Annotated in this window: 11 protein-coding genes; 10 read left to right on the top strand and 1 reads right to left on the bottom strand. The window is 43.2% G+C overall.

The annotated features are described in order from the left end of the window. Positions 1-88 precede the first annotated feature (88 nt). The 10 genes from GC096_RS00490 to GC096_RS00445 all read left to right on the top strand — a co-directional run bounded on the left by GC096_RS00490 (position 89) and on the right by GC096_RS00445 (position 19,306). On the top strand, positions 89-973 hold the full coding sequence (locus GC096_RS00490) for a helix-turn-helix domain-containing protein (RefSeq protein ID WP_246302492.1): 885 nt from the start codon (positions 89-91) through the stop codon (positions 971-973). Between the two features lie 171 nt (positions 974-1,144). Then, the gene (locus tag GC096_RS00485; protein ID WP_171628342.1) at positions 1,145-3,511 is read left to right on the top strand and encodes an AraC family transcriptional regulator; all 2,367 of its coding nucleotides are present in this window, start codon (positions 1,145-1,147) and stop codon (positions 3,509-3,511) included. A gap of 223 nt (positions 3,512-3,734) precedes the next feature. Then, positions 3,735-5,366 (top strand): type 2 periplasmic-binding domain-containing protein, encoded by a 1,632-nt coding sequence (locus GC096_RS00480; RefSeq protein ID WP_171628341.1) that lies wholly within the window; start codon positions 3,735-3,737, stop codon positions 5,364-5,366. A gap of 84 nt (positions 5,367-5,450) precedes the next feature. After that, positions 5,451-6,365, top strand: coding sequence for an ABC transporter permease (locus GC096_RS00475; RefSeq protein WP_171628340.1), 915 nt, complete (start codon positions 5,451-5,453; stop codon positions 6,363-6,365). 14 nt (positions 6,366-6,379) lie between these two features. Further along, complete coding sequence (locus GC096_RS00470) at positions 6,380-7,252, top strand: carbohydrate ABC transporter permease (protein ID WP_171628339.1); 873 nt, start codon at positions 6,380-6,382, stop codon at positions 7,250-7,252. Positions 7,253-7,274: 22 nt separating this feature from the next. Next, positions 7,275-9,227 carry a heparinase II/III family protein gene (locus GC096_RS00465; protein ID WP_171628338.1) on the top strand — a complete coding sequence of 651 codons (1,953 nt, stop codon included), beginning with the start codon at positions 7,275-7,277 and terminating at the stop codon, positions 9,225-9,227. A 137-nt stretch (positions 9,228-9,364) separates the two neighbouring features. Beyond that, entirely contained in the window at positions 9,365-15,310 is a 5,946-nt protein-coding gene (locus tag GC096_RS00460) for a CBM96 family carbohydrate-binding protein (RefSeq protein WP_171628337.1), read from the top strand. A 210-nt stretch (positions 15,311-15,520) separates the two neighbouring features. Then, entirely contained in the window at positions 15,521-17,041 is a 1,521-nt protein-coding gene (locus GC096_RS00455) for a spore germination protein (protein ID WP_171628336.1), read from the top strand. A gap of 55 nt (positions 17,042-17,096) precedes the next feature. Beyond that, positions 17,097-18,206 carry a Ger(x)C family spore germination protein gene (locus GC096_RS00450; protein ID WP_246302491.1) on the top strand — a complete coding sequence of 370 codons (1,110 nt, stop codon included), beginning with the start codon at positions 17,097-17,099 and terminating at the stop codon, positions 18,204-18,206. After that, the gene (locus tag GC096_RS00445) at positions 18,203-19,306 is read left to right on the top strand and encodes a GerAB/ArcD/ProY family transporter (protein WP_171628334.1); all 1,104 of its coding nucleotides are present in this window, start codon (positions 18,203-18,205) and stop codon (positions 19,304-19,306) included. Before GC096_RS00450 ends, GC096_RS00445 begins: the two co-directional genes overlap by 4 nt. 94 nt (positions 19,307-19,400) lie before the next feature. On the opposite strand, the gene GC096_RS00440 is transcribed toward GC096_RS00445, so the two are convergent. Continuing rightward, positions 19,401-20,324 carry an AraC family transcriptional regulator gene (locus GC096_RS00440; protein WP_171628333.1) on the bottom strand — a complete coding sequence of 308 codons (924 nt, stop codon included), beginning with the start codon at positions 20,322-20,324 and terminating at the stop codon, positions 19,401-19,403. Between the last annotated feature and the right edge of the window lie 75 nt (positions 20,325-20,399).

Raw genomic sequence — 20,399 nt, 5'->3', positions numbered from 1 at the left:
TGAATTATTTTGTATTTGCAGAATCGTCAAATATTTGTACAATCGTCATATCAATTATTGTTGATGTAGTCATTAGGAGGTGTAGATAATGGTGCTGGATTTAGCTGAATTTCATCCTTACGTGTACTATGCAACCAAGTATCCTTTCTCAAAGTCTCAGGCTAGTAACAATCGGATTTGTTATACGTCCTCGCTATACTTAATAAGCGAAGGAAGAGGTACCATTCAAACTGGTGGTCGTACTTATGAAACCGAGGCAGGTTCTCTCGTGTTCATTCCTGCTGGGCAGCTCCATCATTGGGTTGCCGACAGCCAAGAACCAATGGTTCACATCTGTTGTTATTTCGATTGGTCATATATTGCCCGTCGAGTCGATTTCACGGATCCGAGCAGAATTTGTTTTGATGTTAACACACTGACTCCCTCCTTGATCGGTCCCCAATTTCCATATTCTTTACCCGAGCATGTGAAAGTAGAGAAGCTGCAAATATGGATGGATTTTTTTGAGAAATTTTATACAGATAACTGCTATACCAACGAGAAGACTTATATTCGTAATTTAAGAATTCAGAGTAGTTTTCAACAGTTTATTGAGTTTTTTCTAACCTTTGCTCTGAAAGAAGAGCATATTCCTAATCTTCGCATGTCCAAGTTACTTGATCGATTGGATCAGGATCTGGTACTAGGTAATCTACAGTCGCTGGAAACGTATTACAGTGAATTAGGCATAAGTCGCGGTTATTTTTTTGATTTGTTTAAACAAGTAACTGGAGTATCACCTACACAATATGTCATTCAATTCAGAATTAACCGTGCGAAAGAGGATCTCCTCTATACAAATCTGAACATCACTGAAATTGCTGAAAAACATGGTTTTTCATCTATCCATTATTTTTCGAAGCTATTCCGTAAGATATATGGTCAATCACCACGGGAGTACCGAGAGGAGAAGAATGTAAGACCTTACCATTGAATGCAGAAGCCTTCGAATCGGCGAAGACACCAGATACCGTGTATCATGGTTTATTTTGCACCTTATCCAATTTGTTATCTTTTCAAACCAAGAACAGTTGGTGTACCATGTAGGTATACATCCTTTCTTTTTGGGGATTAACTCGCGCGTAAGCATCTGGGGGAATACATCATGTTGACAAGCATTTGGAGGAAAAGACGAAGCGTTATCATAACCTGGCTCTTTTCGTACGTGGCCATTTTGCTTCTGCCGATTGTAATCGGTATTTTTGTTTATCGCGAATCAAGCGCAGCTTTGGAAGATGAAATTCATAGGGCTAATGATGCCTTATTAAAACAAGTCCGAGAAGTCATTGACAATGAATTAGAAAGTGTTTTAAGACTGAATACAGAGGTTACTTGGAATACGAGACTTCAAGAACTCATGTTTACGAACATACGGGGGCAGGATAGCTACCAGTATTCCTTGTACCAAATAGCGATGGATTTTAAGATGTATAAGACCTTTTATCCACAAATTACTGACTTCTATGTCTATTACTCGCCGGATGATATCGGTCTAATGCCAGGATTTGTTCGCAGTGGCAAGGAAGTGTATGAGGATGTCCACAATAATCCTGATTTCAGCTATAATGACTGGCAGGCTATGATGACTTCAAGTAAAAAGCCAAGTTTTGTTCCACTCGTATACAGAGGGTTAAATGGCGGTTTCCATCAGTCTATTGCTCATATAAGTTATCTAACTTCGGACCTTAATACGAAACCTGAGGGAGCTGTTGTAATCCTAATTGACGACTCAAAGCTGTTAAGTGCTCTCCAAAACGTTCAATTATTCAGTGGAGGCGAAGTACTGGTTTTGAATAAAGAGAACCAGATACTTTTATCCACTTTGGAAACGAATCAGCATCCGGTATTAACGAATCGGGTACTTTCCGATGATTCTGGCTTTTTCAATGAAAAATACAAGGGACAAGACTCAGAGTTTTATTATATTGCATCCAAAAAATCTGATCTTAAAATTGTGACCATCATGCCGAGCGCCATAGTATGGCAAAAAGCGATCTATGTGAGGTGGTTTACCTACATGAGCATCGCTTTGAGTATTCTGGGGGGGAGTTTGTTAACGTACTTCTTCTTGAAAAAAAACTATAACCCGATTAAACAATTAATTCATTCCTTTGCAGGTGAGTCAACAGTTCGGTTAAATGAAGGGAATAATGAATTTCAATTTATTCAGCACATGATCTCCAATACCTTGAATGAAAAGGAGGAAGTTAATTTTCGACTCAAGCAGCAAAATTATTTGCTGCGATCTAATTTTATGACCAGGTTATTAAAAGGGAGGTTAGACAACCAAATCCCAATTGAGGATGCGTTGCCTGCTTTCGAGATGCACTTTGACAGTGACCATTTTGCCGTGCTTTTATTTTATGTTGAAGCAAATGAGCAGTTTTATTCGAGCATTAATGGAAATAGTGAGAATGAAAAGACTAAACTGCTGCAATTTATCATTGCGAATGTGGTTGAGGAGATTATGAATGCGAAACATATTGGGTATATGACGGAGATTGATGACATGCTCGCCTGCATCATTAATTTCCGTGACACGGGGCAGGCAAGTAACTTGATCGAACTTCGTCAAATGGCCAGTGAAGCGCAGCAATTTTTGAAAAATAAATTTCAAATCGAGCTTACGGTTTCAATCAGCAATATTCACACCTCCATTGTCGATCTGTCGATTGCCTACAATGAGTCCGTTGATGCGATGGAGCATAAGCTTATCATGGGTAGAAAAGAAATTATTTCTTTCCATGAAATTCAGAAAGAAGCTCTTAATGAAATCCCGCAAGGCTATTATTACCCTCTACAAGTGGAGCAGCAGCTCATTAACTTTTTGAAAATTGGCGAATATGACAGGGCAAAGGAAACGTTGGATAACGTCGTAGACAGGAATGTGAAGATCAATCAGATTTCGTTACCCCTAGCTCGCTGTCTGATGTTTGATTTAGTGAGTACGATGTTGAAGGCGCTTCATGAAATTGGCGACACACAAGAGGAATCATCTGGCGCTAGTTTGAAAGAGCTCGAGAAGCTGACGGCATGCGAAACCATGCAGGATATGCATGAACAGCTCACAGAGATGTTGAAAGAAGTATGCAGCAACAACTTGGCCAAAAGAAAATCAGCGCTGATTCAAGTCAGACATCAGGATTTAGAAACATTAGCGAAAAATATCGTCCTTTTTATTCAAGAAAATTATCAGGACCCGGATATGAATATCTCCATGATCGGTCTTCGGTTTGATATGAAATCAACCTATTTATCCAAGTTGTTCAGAGAGCAGACGGGAGAAGGGCTTCTCGATTACATGAATAAAGTTCGTATTGTGAAAGCAAAGGAATTGATTGAAAGTCAGAACATCACCCTGAATGAAATATCAAGCCTTGTTGGTTTCAGCGATGTCAATGCTTTGATCCGGATATTTAAAAAGTATGAAGGAGTTACACCCGGCAAATATAAAGAAATGTATTTGAAGTAACTGAAGAAGGCTGCTGCAAAGCGGTCTTTTTTTCTGTTTTGGCCTATTTTGGCCGTGTAAATGAAAAATTTAATATGCGATTGTACAAATTTCAGATCGATTTTATGTTTTTTTTGATGCTGTTGGAGGATTTTAAGATATTCAAAGCGGGTGTATAGAAGCATAATAAAGAGGCGAAAGGGAATCGCCCGAAATCGTACACATTATAGGGAGGCAAACACTGATGCAGAAGAAAATGAAACTTATATCAAGTACCTTATCCATTATTATGCTGAGTACACTGGCAATCGCTTGCAGTGACAAGACGGATAAACAGCCAGCAGCATCGTCCGCTCCAACTGAACAAACTGCAGTAACCTATCCATTGAAAACAGACAAAACTCTCTCGTTATGGACAGCTGATGCTAATAACATCTTGCAGATCAAGCCTACTGTAAAAGATATTCCATTTTATCAAGACTGGCAAAAGAAGACAGGTGTTGCGATCAATTTTATCAACCCTGTTATGGGCCAAGAAAAAGAACAGTTAAACGTCACACTGGCTTCCGGCGATCTGCCTGACATGATCGAATACAATTGGAAGACGAGTTTTCCTGGCGGTCCTGAAAAAGCGATCAAGGACGGAGCGATTTTAAAGCTCAATGATGTTATTGATAAATACGCTCCTAACTTGAAGAAATATTTAAAAGAACATCCCGAGATCGATAAAATGGTAAAAACAGATGATGGAACTTACTATGCATTTCCATTCATTCGCAGTGATGATTCTCTGATGGTTTTCCAAGGACCTATGCTGAGACAAGACTATTTAACTGAACTGGGTCTTGGAGTGCCGACCACGATGGATGAGTGGTACACGGTGCTGAAAGCGTTCAAAGAGAAAAAAGGGATGGAGGCTCCGCTGACGTTCAGAAGCAAACCAAGAGCGCTAGATGATATCTATAATGGAGCTTTCATCGGCGCCTACGGAATCAACCGTACATTCTATCTGGATAACGGCCAAGTGAAGTTCGGACCAGCACAACCAGCTTATAAGGATTTCCTTGCTACAATGCGGAAATGGTATGCGGAAGGGCTGCTCGATAAGAACATTGCTACCGCAGACCAAAAAATCCAAGATGCAAATATGACTTCCGGCAAGTCCGGTGCCACGGTCAGCCAAGCTGGAAGTGGAATCGGCAAATGGATTGGCGCTGGTACGGCAAATGATCCGAAATATGATCTTGTAGCTGCACCTTATCCGGTTTTAAACAAGGGAGATAAGCCGAAATTCGGTCAAAAGAGCTTTGCATTTGGCTCGGAGCCAAGTGGAATGATTGCGATTACGGGATCAAGTAAGAATGTAGAGCTTGCCGCTAAATTTCTTGACTACGGTTATAGTGAGGAAGGACATAACTTCTTTAACTTTGGTACAGAGGGAGTCAGCTACAAATTGGAGAACGGGAATCCGAAATATACGGATTTGATTATGAACAATCCCGAGAAGTTCTCCGTTGCTCAATCGATGATGCTCTATATCAAAGCAAGCATGAGCGGCCCATTCGTTCAAGATAAACGCTATCTCGATCAGTACTATACGATGAAGCAGCAAAAAGACGCCATTGTTACTTGGCAAAATACAGATACTTTGAAGTATGTACTTCCTCCAATTACGACTTCACCGCAAGAAAGTACGGAATTGGCTAAAATTATGAATGAAGTGAATGCGTTGGTGGATGAAACTACGCTTAAAATTATTCTTGGAGCTTCACCGCTCGACGAGTTCGACAAGTACCAAGCAAAGCTGAAAACGTTGAACATTGACCGAGCGGTCGAGATTCAAAAAGCTGCTTTGGACAGATACAACAAACGATGAAAAGTTATTGATGAGAATGGGGAAGGGTAGTCCTTCCCTTTCTATCCAACAAACAGATCTTACAATTTGAAAGAAGGAAACCTTATGACTACTAAGAAAGATATATTCGTGAAGGACTTTCTTCTGAATAAATCCTTATATCTTATGATGCTTCCAGTCCTTATCTACTATGCTGTCTTTCATTATGCGCCTATGTATGGAGCCATCATTGCTTTTAAGGACTTCTCCCCAGTGAAAGGAATTATGGCGAGCGATTGGGTTGGCTTACAAAACTTCAAGGATTTTATGAACAGTTTTTATTTCTGGCGCATTCTTAAAAATACACTTGTCCTTAGTCTATATTCCATTCTTTTCGAGTTCCCAGCTCCAATCTTGTTAGCTCTATTCATGAATGAGTTAAAGAACAAATTTTTTGGCAGATTTGTACAATCTGTTTCTTACATGCCTCATTTTATTTCAATGGTTGTCATTTGCGGAATCTTAACGGATTTCACGAATAGTGGTGGCTTTATTAACTCTATCATTGCTCATTTTGGCGGTGACGGGCAGGCCTTACTGCAGAAGCCTGAGTATTTCCGTCCTATCTATGTTATCTCTGAAATTTGGCAAAAAATTGGATGGGAATCCATTATCTATATGGCCGCTTTAATGGGGATCGATCAAGAGCAATACGAAGCCTCACGGATTGACGGGGCCGGCCGGTTGAAGCAGATGCTATACATTACATTACCAGGGATTGCTCCTACAATCGCGATTATGTTCATTATGAGGATGGGTAATTTGCTTAATGTCGGTTTTGAAAAAATTATTTTGCTTTATAATCCCGTGACTTATAGTACGGCAGATGTGATTTCATCCTTCGTCTATCGCAAAGGTTTATTGGAATTTAACTGGGGATTCAGCGCTTCTGTAGGGCTATTCAACTCCGTGATTAATTTGATTTTATTAGTAGCAGCTAACCAGATCAGTCGTAAAATCAGTAAAAATGGATTGTGGTAAGGAGGAGGGACGACATGAACCGAATGAGTCGGTCCGAAAAGGTTTTTGATGCGGTTAATATAATGGTCATGCTTGTACTGGTTATTGTTACCTTATATCCCTTGGTTTATGTAGGATTGGCTTCGATTAGTGATGCCAGCTCCCTTATTGCCCATAAAGGTATACTTCTAAAGTCGTATGGATTTCATATCGATGCCTACAAGCAAGTATTAAGCAATCGAAGTATTCTAACGGGTTACAGCAACACGTTTATCATTATTGTCTTGGGGGTATTTATAAATTTACTCCTGACTTCCCTAGGTGCTTATGTTTTGTCGCGTAAGAACGTATTATGGAATCGCGTGTTCATCTTTATTGTTTTATTCACGATGTTCTTCCAGGGTGGCTTAATTCCTCTCTATTTGGTCATTAAAGGGGTTGGACTTTACAATTCTTTATTGGCGCTTGTACTTCCATTTGCAGTAAATACCTTTAACTTGATTATTATGAGAACTTCCTTCTCGGCGATTCCAGATAGTTTGGAAGAATCGGCAAAAATAGATGGAGCCAATCATTTTGTCATCCTGTTTCGGATCATTATGCCATTATCCATGCCCGTCATAGCCGTTATGATTATGTTTTATGCCGTAGAGAAATGGAACGGCTGGTTTTATGCCTCGATTTTCCTGAAAGACAGGGATTTATTTCCGCTGCAGCTCGTTTTACGCGAAATATTGCTTGCCAACTCGACAGAAAGCATGACAAGTGGATCCGATCAGGGCTTTCAGCTTGCTGAAACGATTAAATATGCCACGATCATGGTTGCGACTTTACCGATCCTGTTCTTCTATCCGATTGTTTCCAAATATTTTGTTAAGGGAGTCATGGTCGGAGCATTAAAAGGCTAAGATCAAGCGGGGGGATGAACCAATGAGTATACAACAATGGCTGAAAGAGCCGATTTCCACAACAGTGTTACTGGTCAATTTGCGTTCCCGCTTAGAGCGGATGGACGTAAAGAGTGCTTATATCGCTAGTCATTTGCCTGAAAGCGCAGAAGAGACGATAGCCAAGGCGGAGCTTGCTTATCAAGGAATGATCATGCTTCCCGGAACTGGCGGAATAAGGGAGTTTGTAGGCAATCCTCCTCGCTGGCTGGAACACAGACACAATGATAACGAGTATTTGTGGCAGCTTAACCGTATGAACGATTGGCAGGATTTATTGCAAGCCTATTCCTTGACGAAGAATGAGAAATATGGCCGCAAAGTGATTGAGGAAATGCTGAACTGGATCGAAACGGTAGAAATTACCGAAGACATGATCGATCTTCCGCTCAGCTATTATTCGGAATGTCATCCGCTTCGGGCTCTGGAACTGGGCATACGCAATTATAAGACGTGGCCGCTTGTCTTAGAGCATTTGGGCCATTCCGAACTGTTTACGGAGGAAGTGCTGGAGCGGTATGTAACTGCTGTCTATAAGCAAATCAAAATCTTACGCAAAGTATCGCCGCAGCTATGGCCCAAAGCGGATCATAACCATTATTTGATGGAATGTTTAGGGATATTGACCACAGCACTTTATTTCCCCGAGCTCAAGGAATCGGAGGAATGGAAAGACTTTGCGATCGATGCCATCGAGAAGTGCTGTTTCGCTCAGCTGACGGAGGATGGGGGACAGATTGAAGGGTGCCCCTCCTATCACAATGGCTGCATGTTCTGGTTCGGCCTGGCTGTTGTGCTTGCCAAGCGTTTTGGCTTTCAGTTCTCAGAGCCATATATGGAACGTTATAAGCATAATCTGGATTACTCCATTTATTCGCTAAGGCCAACAGGAAAATGTGTGCCTGTGGGGGATTCGCATGCGAACAATCTTGCGATTATGGGCGGCGTATACGGCTATTTTGCCTTGGGGGATATGACTTGGCTGGGTCTGTCTGCTAACTTGATGGATATGAATGAGATTATGGAGGAGGCAAGCAGACATGTATGGCGCGCGCTAGACGTGGAGCAATTCGTAAGCGATTTGCATGCCTTAAAGGGAAAGCGATATACATGCGATAAGCAAACCACATTTTGGAATCGCACGCTTCATCAAGCCATTATTCGCAGCGGTTGGGATCGCGAGGCGCTTAGCTTTCTGTTTACATGCCGCAGCCCGATTCAAAATTTACACGCCCATATCGACCTGATGAGCTTTGATTTCACGGCGCTAGGTAAAGAGATGGTTTGCGATCCTGGTCTTTTTTGCTTCAGGAATGATGAAGACCGCAAGCAGTTCAAGAGCTCGAACTTCCATTCCACGCTTCTTATTGATGACCGTGATCACTTCGAATATAAGAGCACCTGGGAATATGGTCCGCAAAAAAAGGGAGAGATCTACAATGTGGAAAATAGAGGCTTCTACCAGCTCGCAAGCGCTTGCCATCTGAATTATGAGCCGATTGTCCATCATCGTCATATTTCTCTCGTCCATGACAAGTTCGTTGTCATTGCGGATCGGGTTGAGGGTTTGGAGCAGCATAGCGTGCAGCGTTATTTCCATCTTGATTTCACAGATGTGCAAGAAGCAGCAGGCGGTATCATCGCAGCGAGCGACATCGCGAATCTGGCTATTTATACAAGTGAGCAAGGACATGTGGAGTTCTTGCCAGGAAGGCTATCGGATATTAATGATGTCGCAAGACCTTCTACTAGAGTGAAATTTCAGGGTCGTTATAATGGCTCAAGGACCTTTTTGACGGTGCTTGTTCCTTATAAAGGGGAGCAGCAGCCTGCTGTTCAAATCAAGGAGGTGAGGGACGGCGTTTTCGAATTCGGTTATGGGGAGCGTTATCTGGTTGACGTTAGGGATCAGGATATGGTAATTAGTTCCTCTTGATAAAGTCAGGCGTGCAATGGTAGTATGAACAGATTTCACAACCTCGCTGGATGGCGTTATGGTCGAAATAGCCCATCCAACGAATGTGAATTGGTCTCATCATTGAATGATTAATATTCGTATTATAAGGAGGCAGTATGATGAAAAATATAAAGACTTTACAGAAAAAAGCAGTGTCTTGTTTACTCATTGCTTTAATTGTTTTTGCTCAAGTGTTCGTATCTGTATTCACTAACCCCCCAATTGCAAGCGCTTCCTCTGGGGCAAGTAACATGTCAGATGCAGCTTTCTTCGGGGTTTGGGATCCAACGGGGCAACGGTGGACAACGCCGAGCAAGCTGAACTACGATGGATTTCCTGGATTAAGTAACGTACAATCTGATGTGAAAGCTGGCAATTACGATCAGGCTCAAACGGATTTACTCGACTATTATAAGAATCGAACCACCCGAACGATTCCGACAAATTTCGTTTCAAATCCAACGATGGTGCCGCTCTTGATGGACCAAATTGCAACGCCGCTCAAAGAATTCTATTTGACTACGTTTAGCGTTGAACATACACCTACAGTGTACAACATGGATATGCTTACTACGGTGCAAGGCGCTATCGGGTCCAATCTTAGCTTCATGCTGATGGGACGTTACAAGGGAACGAACCGAGCGAATATTTACAGTCGTGAGCAAGTTTGCTCGCAAACTCCGCTCACACAGTGCAATCCCACGCTTGAGATCCAATATACGGATGGAACGGGCGCTCATACAGCCAACTTGATGTCCACGAAGGATACCTACATTCGTAGCAATGACACGGCTATTCACGCCAGCGAGCCCCTGCTTCAGGTACAGGAATCCGGTGTTCCCTATGATTCAAATTCGCGTAAAGCTTATCTGAACTTTGATTTATCGTCGATTAAGGGAACGGTAACTTCGGCAACACTTAAGTTGTCCGGATATGCCGAGTTAAATGAAACGACAGATGTGATGATCTATAAATCCGGCGATACGGCTTGGGATGAGAATACGCTCACTTATGCCAACCATAATGGCAAAACATTTTCCTGGCAAGGTGTGCCTTCCGGCACGGACTGGGCCGGCCCTGCAACCACCATTGCAGACATCGAATATCATTATCAGATTATCCGATTTTATTGGCTTGCTCCTCTTTTAGCGGAGTACATCAATACGGGGAATGAAAGCTATGCAGCGAAATATATCGACTACATGGTCGATTTTATCGTTGATGGCGATGCCTCGACGAGTGAATATGGCGCAGGATCATTTCCTAGAAATTTTGATGCTGGCATTCAGGCCTCCACTTGGGTGAAAGCTTACCATGTGCTGAGAGAGAGTGCCTCCATGAGTGCCCAATCGAATACGGATCTTTTGAAAACGTTCTGGAAAAAAGGTACCTATTTAAATACGCCTGGCGGCTTTAGTCCCGATGGAAACCATGGAACGGTTGAAACAGAGGGGTTATATACCCTTGGTATTTATTTCCCTGAATTTACCGATTCTGCTACCTGGTTGTCCACAGCCTATTCCCGATATGACTTTTTGATGTCGACGCTGATCTATAAAGATGGTTCGTATATGGAATCCAGTGATACCTATACGACGGTAACAACCGATCCTATGATTGCCATCAAACAACTGGGAACGATGAATAATGTGCCTTTCCAAGGATCATTTGATAATAATTTGAAGAATTTAGGCAAATACCTGGCCGATATTTCGTTCCCTAACGGTTACTCCGTCAATTTCGGAGATAGTCAGTATACGGACCTTAAAGGTACGATTAAGCAAATAGGTGAGCTTACTAGCGATGACAACTTACGTTATGTAGGAACTTCGGGAGCGGAAGGCACCAAGCCTTCTCACACATCAGTTCTGTATCCGGACAGCAAAAGCGCCATGATGCGCAGCGGATGGTCACCAAATGACCGCTATTTGTTTACGAATGTGAAACAAGCGGCACCACACAGACATCCAGATGATAACGCAATTACTTATTATGCGTATGGTAGACCTTTATTAGTCGATCCAGGTGCATATTCCTATAGCAATGATCCAATTTCCAACTGGCTGCGATTCTCGACTGAATCGCACAATACGATTGAAATCAACGATACACCTCAGAATCTGTCTGAGGGCTGGTTTCAAGATTGGACGGATAATAGCAAGTTCAACTTTGTTACGGGTGTTACCCAAAATGTGCCTGGATTTAAGCATTCACGTGAAACGCTTTTCCTGAAATCGTCCTTCTCGATTGTTTCAGATGTTGTGGAAGCGCCTTCCGGAACGAATAAGTACCAACAAACATGGCACTTTCTGCCAACAGCCAGTCCGAAGTTAGATGCGTCTACCCAAAAAGTAAGTACCGTCTTTAACGACACTTACGGCGATATTCAAGTCATTCCGGCTGACCCGGAACAATTTACAGCTACGCTCGATCATGGTTATTATTCGAATGCTTTTTATTCCGTGTCCGACGCCACATATGCTTCCTATACGAAAAATGTGTCTGGAAACACGACATTTGACACGGTCTTGTATCCGACCGCAAGCGGAGAGAATCGCGACATCAAAGTCAGTCGAATTGGCCTTTCAGTTCCAACTACCGTAGCCAGTTCGCTGAAGGTTGACAACATCGGAGATGCTGGAACTTCGGGATACTATTATGTGTCTCACGAGGAACACCCGCAGTTCCGACGCAACTTTGATACCTTTTCATTTGACGGGAAGCTAGCCTATATCGAGAAGACGAACAACGGTAAAGTCAAATCAGCCATCATGAAATCGGGAACGACGCTGGAACAAAGTGGGTCAAATCTGATTGCTTCTAAAATGCCAGTGACCGACATTGCCGTTGACTGGAATGGCACGACCTTAGAGATTACCGGATCGAATCTGGTCGCTGCCAATGATCCTAACGCCGCTTCGGCCGTTGCGATACGAGCTTCCGGTGCTACTACAGTGAAATTGAACGGCACCCTGATTTCCGATTACACTGTATCCGATGGTTATATCTATGCGGTAGGCGTCCCTTCATGGTCATCTTCCTCCGGCTATCAGAATAGCATCGATTTGGGGGCAGGACATTCAGGGGTTCAATCCATCGAATTCGACCTGGTTCCGACAGCGAACCAAATTGGAGGCATAGTTGGCTATACGGGGCAAACATCCGCCACGAACAGCGAGACTGATTTGCCAATGATTCTCCGGTTGAATGCCGAAGGCTACTTCGATGTTCGGAATGGTAATAGCTACGGGCAAAATGTCAAACTCGACTATAAAGCGAATGAGCTTTATCATGTTACCTTACTTGCCGATTCGGACTCGAAAACGTATAACGTTTATGTCGCTCCGCATGGCAAGCCGGAAATTCAGATTGCGGACCACTTCGCGTTTCAAACAGGAGCTCCTGTCATTTCGAATATTGGCAAACTGGTGATGAATAGTCCAGTTAACGATCAGTATCGGATAACCGACCATACGCTAGGACATCCGGATTTCTTCGAATTGGATGTGAACTCAGATGCCTATGTGTGGTCAGGAAATCCAACTTTGAACTATGGAATCGGTAAGAAATTGGAAGTAAGAAACTCAACGAGTTCAACGGTTTATCGCCATTCGTATCTGCGATTTGATTTAGGGAATGTGCCGGCAGATTCAAATGCATTTGCTGCGAAGCTGCGGCTGACATCGGCATCGGCAGGAACGTTTACCGATCAAGCGCAGTTTGTTCAGGATGATTCTTGGGGGGAGACGTCAATTACCTATAATACCAAGCCTGTAGCAGGAGCGGTTTTAGGGGTATGGAGCATGCCATCGGCTGAGAATTCGGTGGAAGTTGATATCAGTTCTCCTTATAAAACCGAACTTGCTGGCGACAAGCAGTTGAGCTTGGTTATCACATCTCAGACGACAAACAACGTTTCTCACTATTATTATGCGAAGGAGAACGGGGGCGGCAAACCGAAGATCGTGGTTTACACGAAAAAGTCTTCAGGCAGAACGATCGGCGCAGAGGCAGACACGATGGTGAGTGGAAGCGTACCAACTGCGAACTATGGTAAAAATACGAATCTTGAGGTAAGAAATTCGGCTTTTGTCCCACGCGAAACATTCATTCGCTTCAATTTATCGGGTGTACCGAGTAATCTAACATCTGCTAAGCTTCGCCTAACATCGTCTATTGTTGGCGGGACCTTTACAGACAAAGTTCAGTTTGTAAGCGATGACAGTTGGGATGAAGCGACAACTACTTATAATAATAAGCCAGCAGGAGGCGCGGATCTGGGCACATGGGAGATGCCTCCAGCCCAACAATTCGTGGATATCGACGTAACGTCGCAGGTGTTGACCGAGCTTGCTGGGGATAAGAAGCTTAGTTTGGATATTTCCTCCCTAACAGCGAATAATATTTCCCACTATTATTTTTCTAGGGAAAAAGGCAGCTTAGGACCGCAATTGTTGATCGAAACGGCAGAAGAGTCCTACCAAAAGGACGACAACACTATCGTGTACCCGCCTTTAGGGCCGGAAGTAGTGAGTGTTCACCCTATTACTGTTACAACGACTTCTGGTACTGCCCCGGAACTGCCAAGTGTCGTAACGGCTGTATATAGCGATCAAACGACTGCGCAGCTTCCAGTCGTGTGGATCAGCCCGGATTCGTCACAATATTCGCAAGCAGGAACGTTTCAGGTGTACGGCACCGTGGTGGGAACGAATGTACAGGCAGAAGCAAGTGTTATTGTTCTGCCTAGCACTGACGGGAACACCGGTGGTGGTACTGGCACCGATGATAACGCTGGTGGTAACACCGGTGGCAATACTGATGGTAACACCAATAGCAACACCAATAACAATACCGACGGCAACACCGAGGGTAACACCAACACAGGACCTTCGTTGCCGTCGGCAACAAACGGTACGGTTGTGGTGGAAGCAACAACGGATGCAAATGGAAAGGCGAGCGTTCAACTCGATGCCGATTCGCTTGCTGAAGCGATGAAAAAGGCAGAAGATCATACCCTCATTATTGAGGTGAAGTCAGTTGGATCAGCGCAAGCGGTAACGGTCAACTTTCCGGCGCAGCAGCTTCTGGCGTCCGATTCCAACGGGATCCAACAAATTGAAGTTAAGTTGGGATTAGCAATCATTTCAGTCTCAACGGAATTGTTGAGAAGTCATATTGGAGCATCAACTTCGAACGTACATCTCTCCGTGTCTGAGGTCAAACCATCCGAATTGACCGAAGAAGTGAAGAAGAAAGTCGGAAGCAACCCCGTGTACGATTTTGACTTGAATGTCGATGGGGAGAAGATCAGTACCTTCAGTGGAGAACGTCCGATCAAGGTAGCCTTGCCCTACAACCTGCAGCCAGGCCAAGATACTGAGAAAGTCATCATGTACTATATTAACGATTCAGGAACTGCACAAACGGTGAAAAATGGCAAATATAATCCATCGAACGGCATGGTTGAATTTTATCCGAAGCATTTCAGCCAATATGCGGCTGCCCTTGCAAGCGCCACGTTCCAAGATCTTTCAGACGTATCTTGGGCGAAGTCTAGTATTGAGGGACTGGCTATAAGAGAAGTGGTGAACGGGGTCGAAGAAGGACGATTTGGTCCGAACAGCAAAGTGACACGGGCACAGTTTATTCAGATGCTGATAGGAACATTGGAAATTGAGGATGATAAAGCAGTTGCGACTTTTGCCGATGTCAGGGCGGGCGCATGGTATTACAAGGCAATCGCTTCAGCTCAAGCACTCGGTATTGTTAACGGCAGGGAAGACGGGAACTTCGGCATCGAGGATCCCATCAGCAGACAAGAAATGGCCACAATGATGTTCCGGGCCGTAAAAGCAAAGAAAATCGTCTTGCCGAACCAAGAAGAGGCAGCCGCATTCAAAGATCAGGATACGATTGCCGCTTATGCCGTCGATGCCGTTGCGACGATGCAGCAAGAAGGCATTATCAATGGTTTCGACAATGGCACATTTGCGCCGGAAGAATATGCGACAAGAGCGCAAGCGGCTGTCATGGTTTACAGGTTGTTCAAACAAATGTAAATTTAAACAGAAGATATGATCGAGCAGCATTAGCTGTTAACTGAGGTGGCGAAGCCACAAATAGATGATTCCTGTATGCGAATTGCACAGGGGTCATCTTTTTTTATCCCCCAAGATACCTATTGTTGATATGAATAAATTACCAAAGGTTTAATCATAATACGAATACAAACATTTACTAAACGACGGGGAAAAGTGGAGGGAGATCTCATGAATCCTGTTCACTTGGAGATCGATATTCATACGAAGGAGCAAGCGTTAAAAGAAATCTTTCGGAATTGTTCAGATGTTAGATTCCGTCAAGTTCAAATAGATGATGAGGTCGTCATCATTCTGGTATACATTGACGGGCTTGTAACTACCGACATTCTGGATAACGCCTTGCTTAAGCTCAGTTTTGAAGGCGTTCCACAAGGTTTAGGTGATGTTGAAACTAGCGGAGAAGCGCTTATACAACAGATCTCGGCTATCGCTGAGACGAATGTTGTAACCAGTCTGCAAGCAATTGTTGATGGCGTTTTGAATGCGAACATTGCCATTTTAATTGATGAAGAGCCAGGCGCCCTGCTTGCCAAATTACATGGTTTCAGTACACGGGCTATTCAAGAACCGAGTATCGAGTATTCGATTCGCGGACCTAAAGAAAGCTTTACGGAAACCTTGCATACGAATACAAGTTTGTTGCGGAGGAAAATTCGAAGTTCAAAGCTCAAATTACAATGTCTAACGGTGGGAGAACTCACACAAACTGACGTAATAATTGCCTATATGGAAGGGATTGCCCAGGATTCAATTGTTAAAGAAGTTATCAATCGGGTGGAACGGATTTGTACCGATGGTATATTGGACACGAGCTATATCGAAGAATTTATTGAGGATGCCCCATTTTCTCCTTTTCCGCTCATCCAGAATACAGAACGTCCTGATATTGTGGCGGCTAGCTTATTGGAAGGTAAAGTAGCGATTATTGAGGATGGAACGCCATCTGTGTTAATTGTGCCAATGACGCTTTGGTCAGGCTTACAGAGTCCGGATGATTATTATGAAAAGTTTATTTATATGAGCTTCATTCGCATGCTTCGCTTGTTTATGGTTTTAATCTCGTTGTTCCTTCCTGCATTTTACGTTGCGGTATCCACCTTCAATCCTCAATTAATCCCGTCCAATTTATTATTCAGCATTATTAGCGCCAGAGAGGGGATCCCTTTCTCAGCTGTAGGTGAAGCACTAATTATGGAAGTGATGTTTGAAGTACTGCGTGAAGCAAGTCACAGACTTCCTAAACAGATTGGTTCAGCTGTTAGTATTGTAGGCGCGCTAGTCATTGGACAAGCCGCTGTGCAAGCCGGTATCGTATCTGCTCCGATGGTTATCATTGTTGCAGCGACAGGCATCGCTTCCTTTACGATCCCTCGATATAGCATGGGGTTTGCTTTCAGGCTGCTGCGCTTCCCGATACTCATTTTGGGAAGCATTTTCGGCCTTTATGGCGTAGTCCTGGCAGCACTTGCAATGGTTATTCATTTGGTTACCCTTCAATCCTTTGGGGTACCGTACCTATCTCCTATTGCACCGCAAGTGTTATCCAGTTTACAAGATACGCTGATTCGCGCCCCCCGTTGGACGATGAATAAGAGATTGCCATTCATTTCAAGCAGGAATAACCCCCGCATATCGAAAGGCGAGAAACGGGGAAAACGGAGCTTTCCAAAAAATGATCAAGAAAATTAGATGTTTCTTAGTCCTCTCCTTGTGTATAGCTTTAACGACCGGATGCTGGGACCGATTGGAATTAAATGATGTTGCTTTTGCAGTAGGCACAGGTCTTGACCTGTCCAAAGATGGAGATATCATACTAACGAGCCAATTTAAACTGCCGAAAAGAAACACATCGGGGGAATCAGGTCAGAATTATTTTACGGCAAGTGCTAGCGGAAAAAATATTCTCAATGTTATGCGTAACTCGCAGGCTGAAATATCCAGACGAATATTTCGCGGACAAAGGCAAATTGTTTTTATTGGCGAAGATTTGGCGAAAAAGGGCGTTTCTCACGTATTAGATGCTTTCACGCGGGATTCAGGATCCAAGATGAGAATCGATATTATGATTGTTAAAGGGGGGACTGCCGAAGAAGTGCTCCAACAAAAATATCCGTTAGAGCCTATCCCCATTATTGCTGCTTCAAAAGAACATTTGGCTATTGGGCTAGAGGGAGATACGGCGTTACGGGATTTTCTAATTTCAGCGTCTACGGATGGAAGCAGTCCTACATTAGAAACGATAGAAACAATTAAAAAACATTCCTCATACTACATAGAGTCGGGGGATGTGAAATCGGGATTTCGAATTACGGGTTCTGCCATTTTTAATAATGAATTAAAATTGGTCGGATTTTTAAATTTGGATGAGAGTCTGATTCTGAATTGGATTAAGCAAAAAATGAAAAGACAAATCATTACGATAGACAAATCTGATTTTGGAACTTTTAGTTATTCGGGTGCCCATATGAAAAGTAAAATTCAACCCGAACTGATAGGGGATCACATACGATTTCATTTAACTTTAGAAGGGAAAGGTTCGATTTTAGAGACGTCTACGGCACTCGACCTCTTGCAAACTAAGAATCTAAACTTGGTCCAAGATATTCTCAACAAGGAGATGGAAACTCAAGTTCTTAAGATGATTAATAAAGTACAGAAAAGATACAAAACGGATATTTTTGGTTTCGGTGAAACCATTCATAAAAAATACCCGCAAGCTTGGCAAACCTTAAAAAGTGACTGGGAGCGTAAATTTGCTACTGCGGAGGTTGACGTGAAGGTGAAGCTGAACGTGGAACAAGTGGGGACAACCGGGCCATCTTTATATTTGAAAAAAAGTGAGATCCAAAAATGAAAAAAATGAACCTGACAGGTATTCAAATTTTCTGGATCGTCTTTTCATTTCAAAGCGGAAATACACTTCTTCTTACGATATCCCCCACTATTAAAGAGGCGCAGCAGGATGCATGGATAGGAGGGATCATTGCCGGGGTCTTGGGTTTATTTATTGCCTATGTATCGACGAAGTTGAGCCTCCTATTTCCAGGTCAGACGATTGTGCAGTACAGTCAAGTTATTTTAGGTAAATGGGTAGGAAAGCTCATTATGATCCCCTATTTCATCCAATGGTATTCGGTACTTGGTGTGATCCTTAAGGAGTTTAGCGATTTCACGATTGCAACGCTTCTTCCTAGAACACCGGTATGGATACTTACAATTACAATGGTCCTGTTGCTCATTTATATTACCTATATAGGGGGGATTGAAGGCATTGGGAGATGCGGCGAGCTATTGGGTCCCTTTATTGTTATCATGCTCATTCTTATATTGCCATTAAATATCCCTGTCATGGATTGGACGCGCATATTGCCGATTTACGAGGATACTGGCATCGGTCATATTTTCAAAGGGGCTTTATCTCCACTATCGTTTTTCGGGGAGGTTTGTATGCTGACCATGCTTGTTTCCTTTATGAAACAACCTTTGGAAGCCCCTGTTCGAGCGATGTTGGGACTTGGCGCAGCTTGCTTCTTATTCATTGTTTCCACACTTTTTGTCATTATGGTATTTGGGCCAGGGTTATCAGCAAAAATGACGCATCCTTTTTTTGATATGGTTAGATTTATTTCCTTTGGCGGTTTTATCGAAAATATCGATGTTGTTATTGTGTTAATTTGGATCATAAGCGTATTTATTAAAATGTCTATCTATTTTTTTATTAGCTGCTATGGGACTGCGCAGTGGCTGCATATGAAAGATTGGAGAAAGCTGATTTGGTTTGTAGCACCGATCGTTCTCATTCAGTCATGGATGTATCCCAACATAACTGTATCAGATATCGAATATGTCACCAGATATTGGATTCCCATCGTATTACCAATCAATATGTTCGGAATTCCCTTGTTTCTATGGATTGTGGCAAGTATTCGTAAGAAGGTTGCGAATGCATATTGAGCGAACAACGCAATAGAACAAACTTGGCCTCTGAACCAAGGAATGTGTTATAAACATTCCTTGGTTCAGAGGCTTTTTATTATAGATGTATTGGTCACAAATAAGTAGTCGTATAATTCGCCGTAGGCAGATTTTCTTCATCGTTCTGATTGCGGAACTGGTGTGGCGTCAGCCCCGTCCACTGTCGGAAATGTTGGCAGAAGTGACTCGCAGAAGAGAATTGGAGCTTATCCGCGATCTGTTCGATAGATAACTCGGATTCGGTTAGCCACTTCTTGGCTTCACGAGTGCGAGTTTGTGCCCAATAGGACCGAAGGGAAAGCCCGTATATCTTTTTAAAGCATTCGGATAAATAAGAACGATTTACATTTAATCTTTCTGCTAGTTCATGAATTTTAAGAGGTTCATGTATGGCGGCCTCCAGCAATGAAGCCGCCTCGTGTGCGAGCGCGAACTGCGTGGAAGTGCCAGTTCCTGAGCTCGTTTGCTTGGATTGTTCGAAGAAGAAGCGGCATAGGTCGGTAATAAATTCGAGCAACTGAGCCTGAATTGACAATTCTGCCAGGGAGCGGTCGAGAGAAGAGACGGTCTCTGACGGATCGCTTAGCGGCCTATCTTGCAGGGAGCGAAAAGCATGAATCAGTTGTTCCACGGCAGTGGTGATGGATCCATTCTTGGACCACTTCGTCTTCGATGAAATAAGCGGCAGGACGGCATTCTGCAGAATGCCGACTGCCGCTTTCATTTCGACGTCGAAATGAAAACCAAAGTAAACCGCAGGCTTGGCAGTTCGAGAAGCGTGTGGCGAGCCGGCTTTCATAACAATGGCATCTCCAGAGTGCAGCTCGTAGATCGTACCGCCGACGGTTTGTTCAATGACCCCTTCAACGCAATACAGAAATTCGAAATACGTATGCTTGTGCTTGGGATAAGACCAATCTATATCGGTGCGGGCATAGTTCATGCCGATCATTCGAAAAGCACTATACATGTTAGGGAACGTGAGGAAATACTCCATATAGATTCTCCTTGGAAAAACGACATTTTTGACATTTTTCATAACAATCACAAATCGTTTCAATCCTTATACCAT

It is taken from the genome of Paenibacillus plantarum, assembly GCF_013141695.1.
Classification (GTDB): Bacteria; Bacillota; Bacilli; order Paenibacillales; family NBRC-103111; genus Paenibacillus_E; species Paenibacillus_E plantarum.
This window is presented reverse-complemented; position numbering and strand designations above follow the sequence as displayed.

Bases quoted from the DNA above. Each gene is read 5' to 3' on its own strand.
- GC096_RS00490 (WP_246302492.1), top strand. From the start codon at position 89: ATGGTGCTGGATTTAGCTGAATTTCATCCTTACGTGTACTATGCAACC.
- GC096_RS00485 (WP_171628342.1), top strand. From the start codon at position 1,145: ATGTTGACAAGCATTTGGAGGAAAAGACGAAGCGTTATCATAACCTGG.
- GC096_RS00480 (WP_171628341.1), top strand. From the start codon at position 3,735: ATGCAGAAGAAAATGAAACTTATATCAAGTACCTTATCCATTATTATG.
- GC096_RS00475 (WP_171628340.1), top strand. From the start codon at position 5,451: ATGACTACTAAGAAAGATATATTCGTGAAGGACTTTCTTCTGAATAAA.
- GC096_RS00470 (WP_171628339.1), top strand. From the start codon at position 6,380: ATGAACCGAATGAGTCGGTCCGAAAAGGTTTTTGATGCGGTTAATATA.
- GC096_RS00465 (WP_171628338.1), top strand. From the start codon at position 7,275: ATGAGTATACAACAATGGCTGAAAGAGCCGATTTCCACAACAGTGTTA.
- GC096_RS00460 (WP_171628337.1), top strand. From the start codon at position 9,365: ATGATGAAAAATATAAAGACTTTACAGAAAAAAGCAGTGTCTTGTTTA.
- GC096_RS00455 (WP_171628336.1), top strand. From the start codon at position 15,521: ATGAATCCTGTTCACTTGGAGATCGATATTCATACGAAGGAGCAAGCG.
- GC096_RS00445 (WP_171628334.1), top strand. From the start codon at position 18,203: ATGAAAAAAATGAACCTGACAGGTATTCAAATTTTCTGGATCGTCTTT.
- GC096_RS00440 (WP_171628333.1), bottom strand. From the start codon at position 20,324: ATGGAGTATTTCCTCACGTTCCCTAACATGTATAGTGCTTTTCGAATG.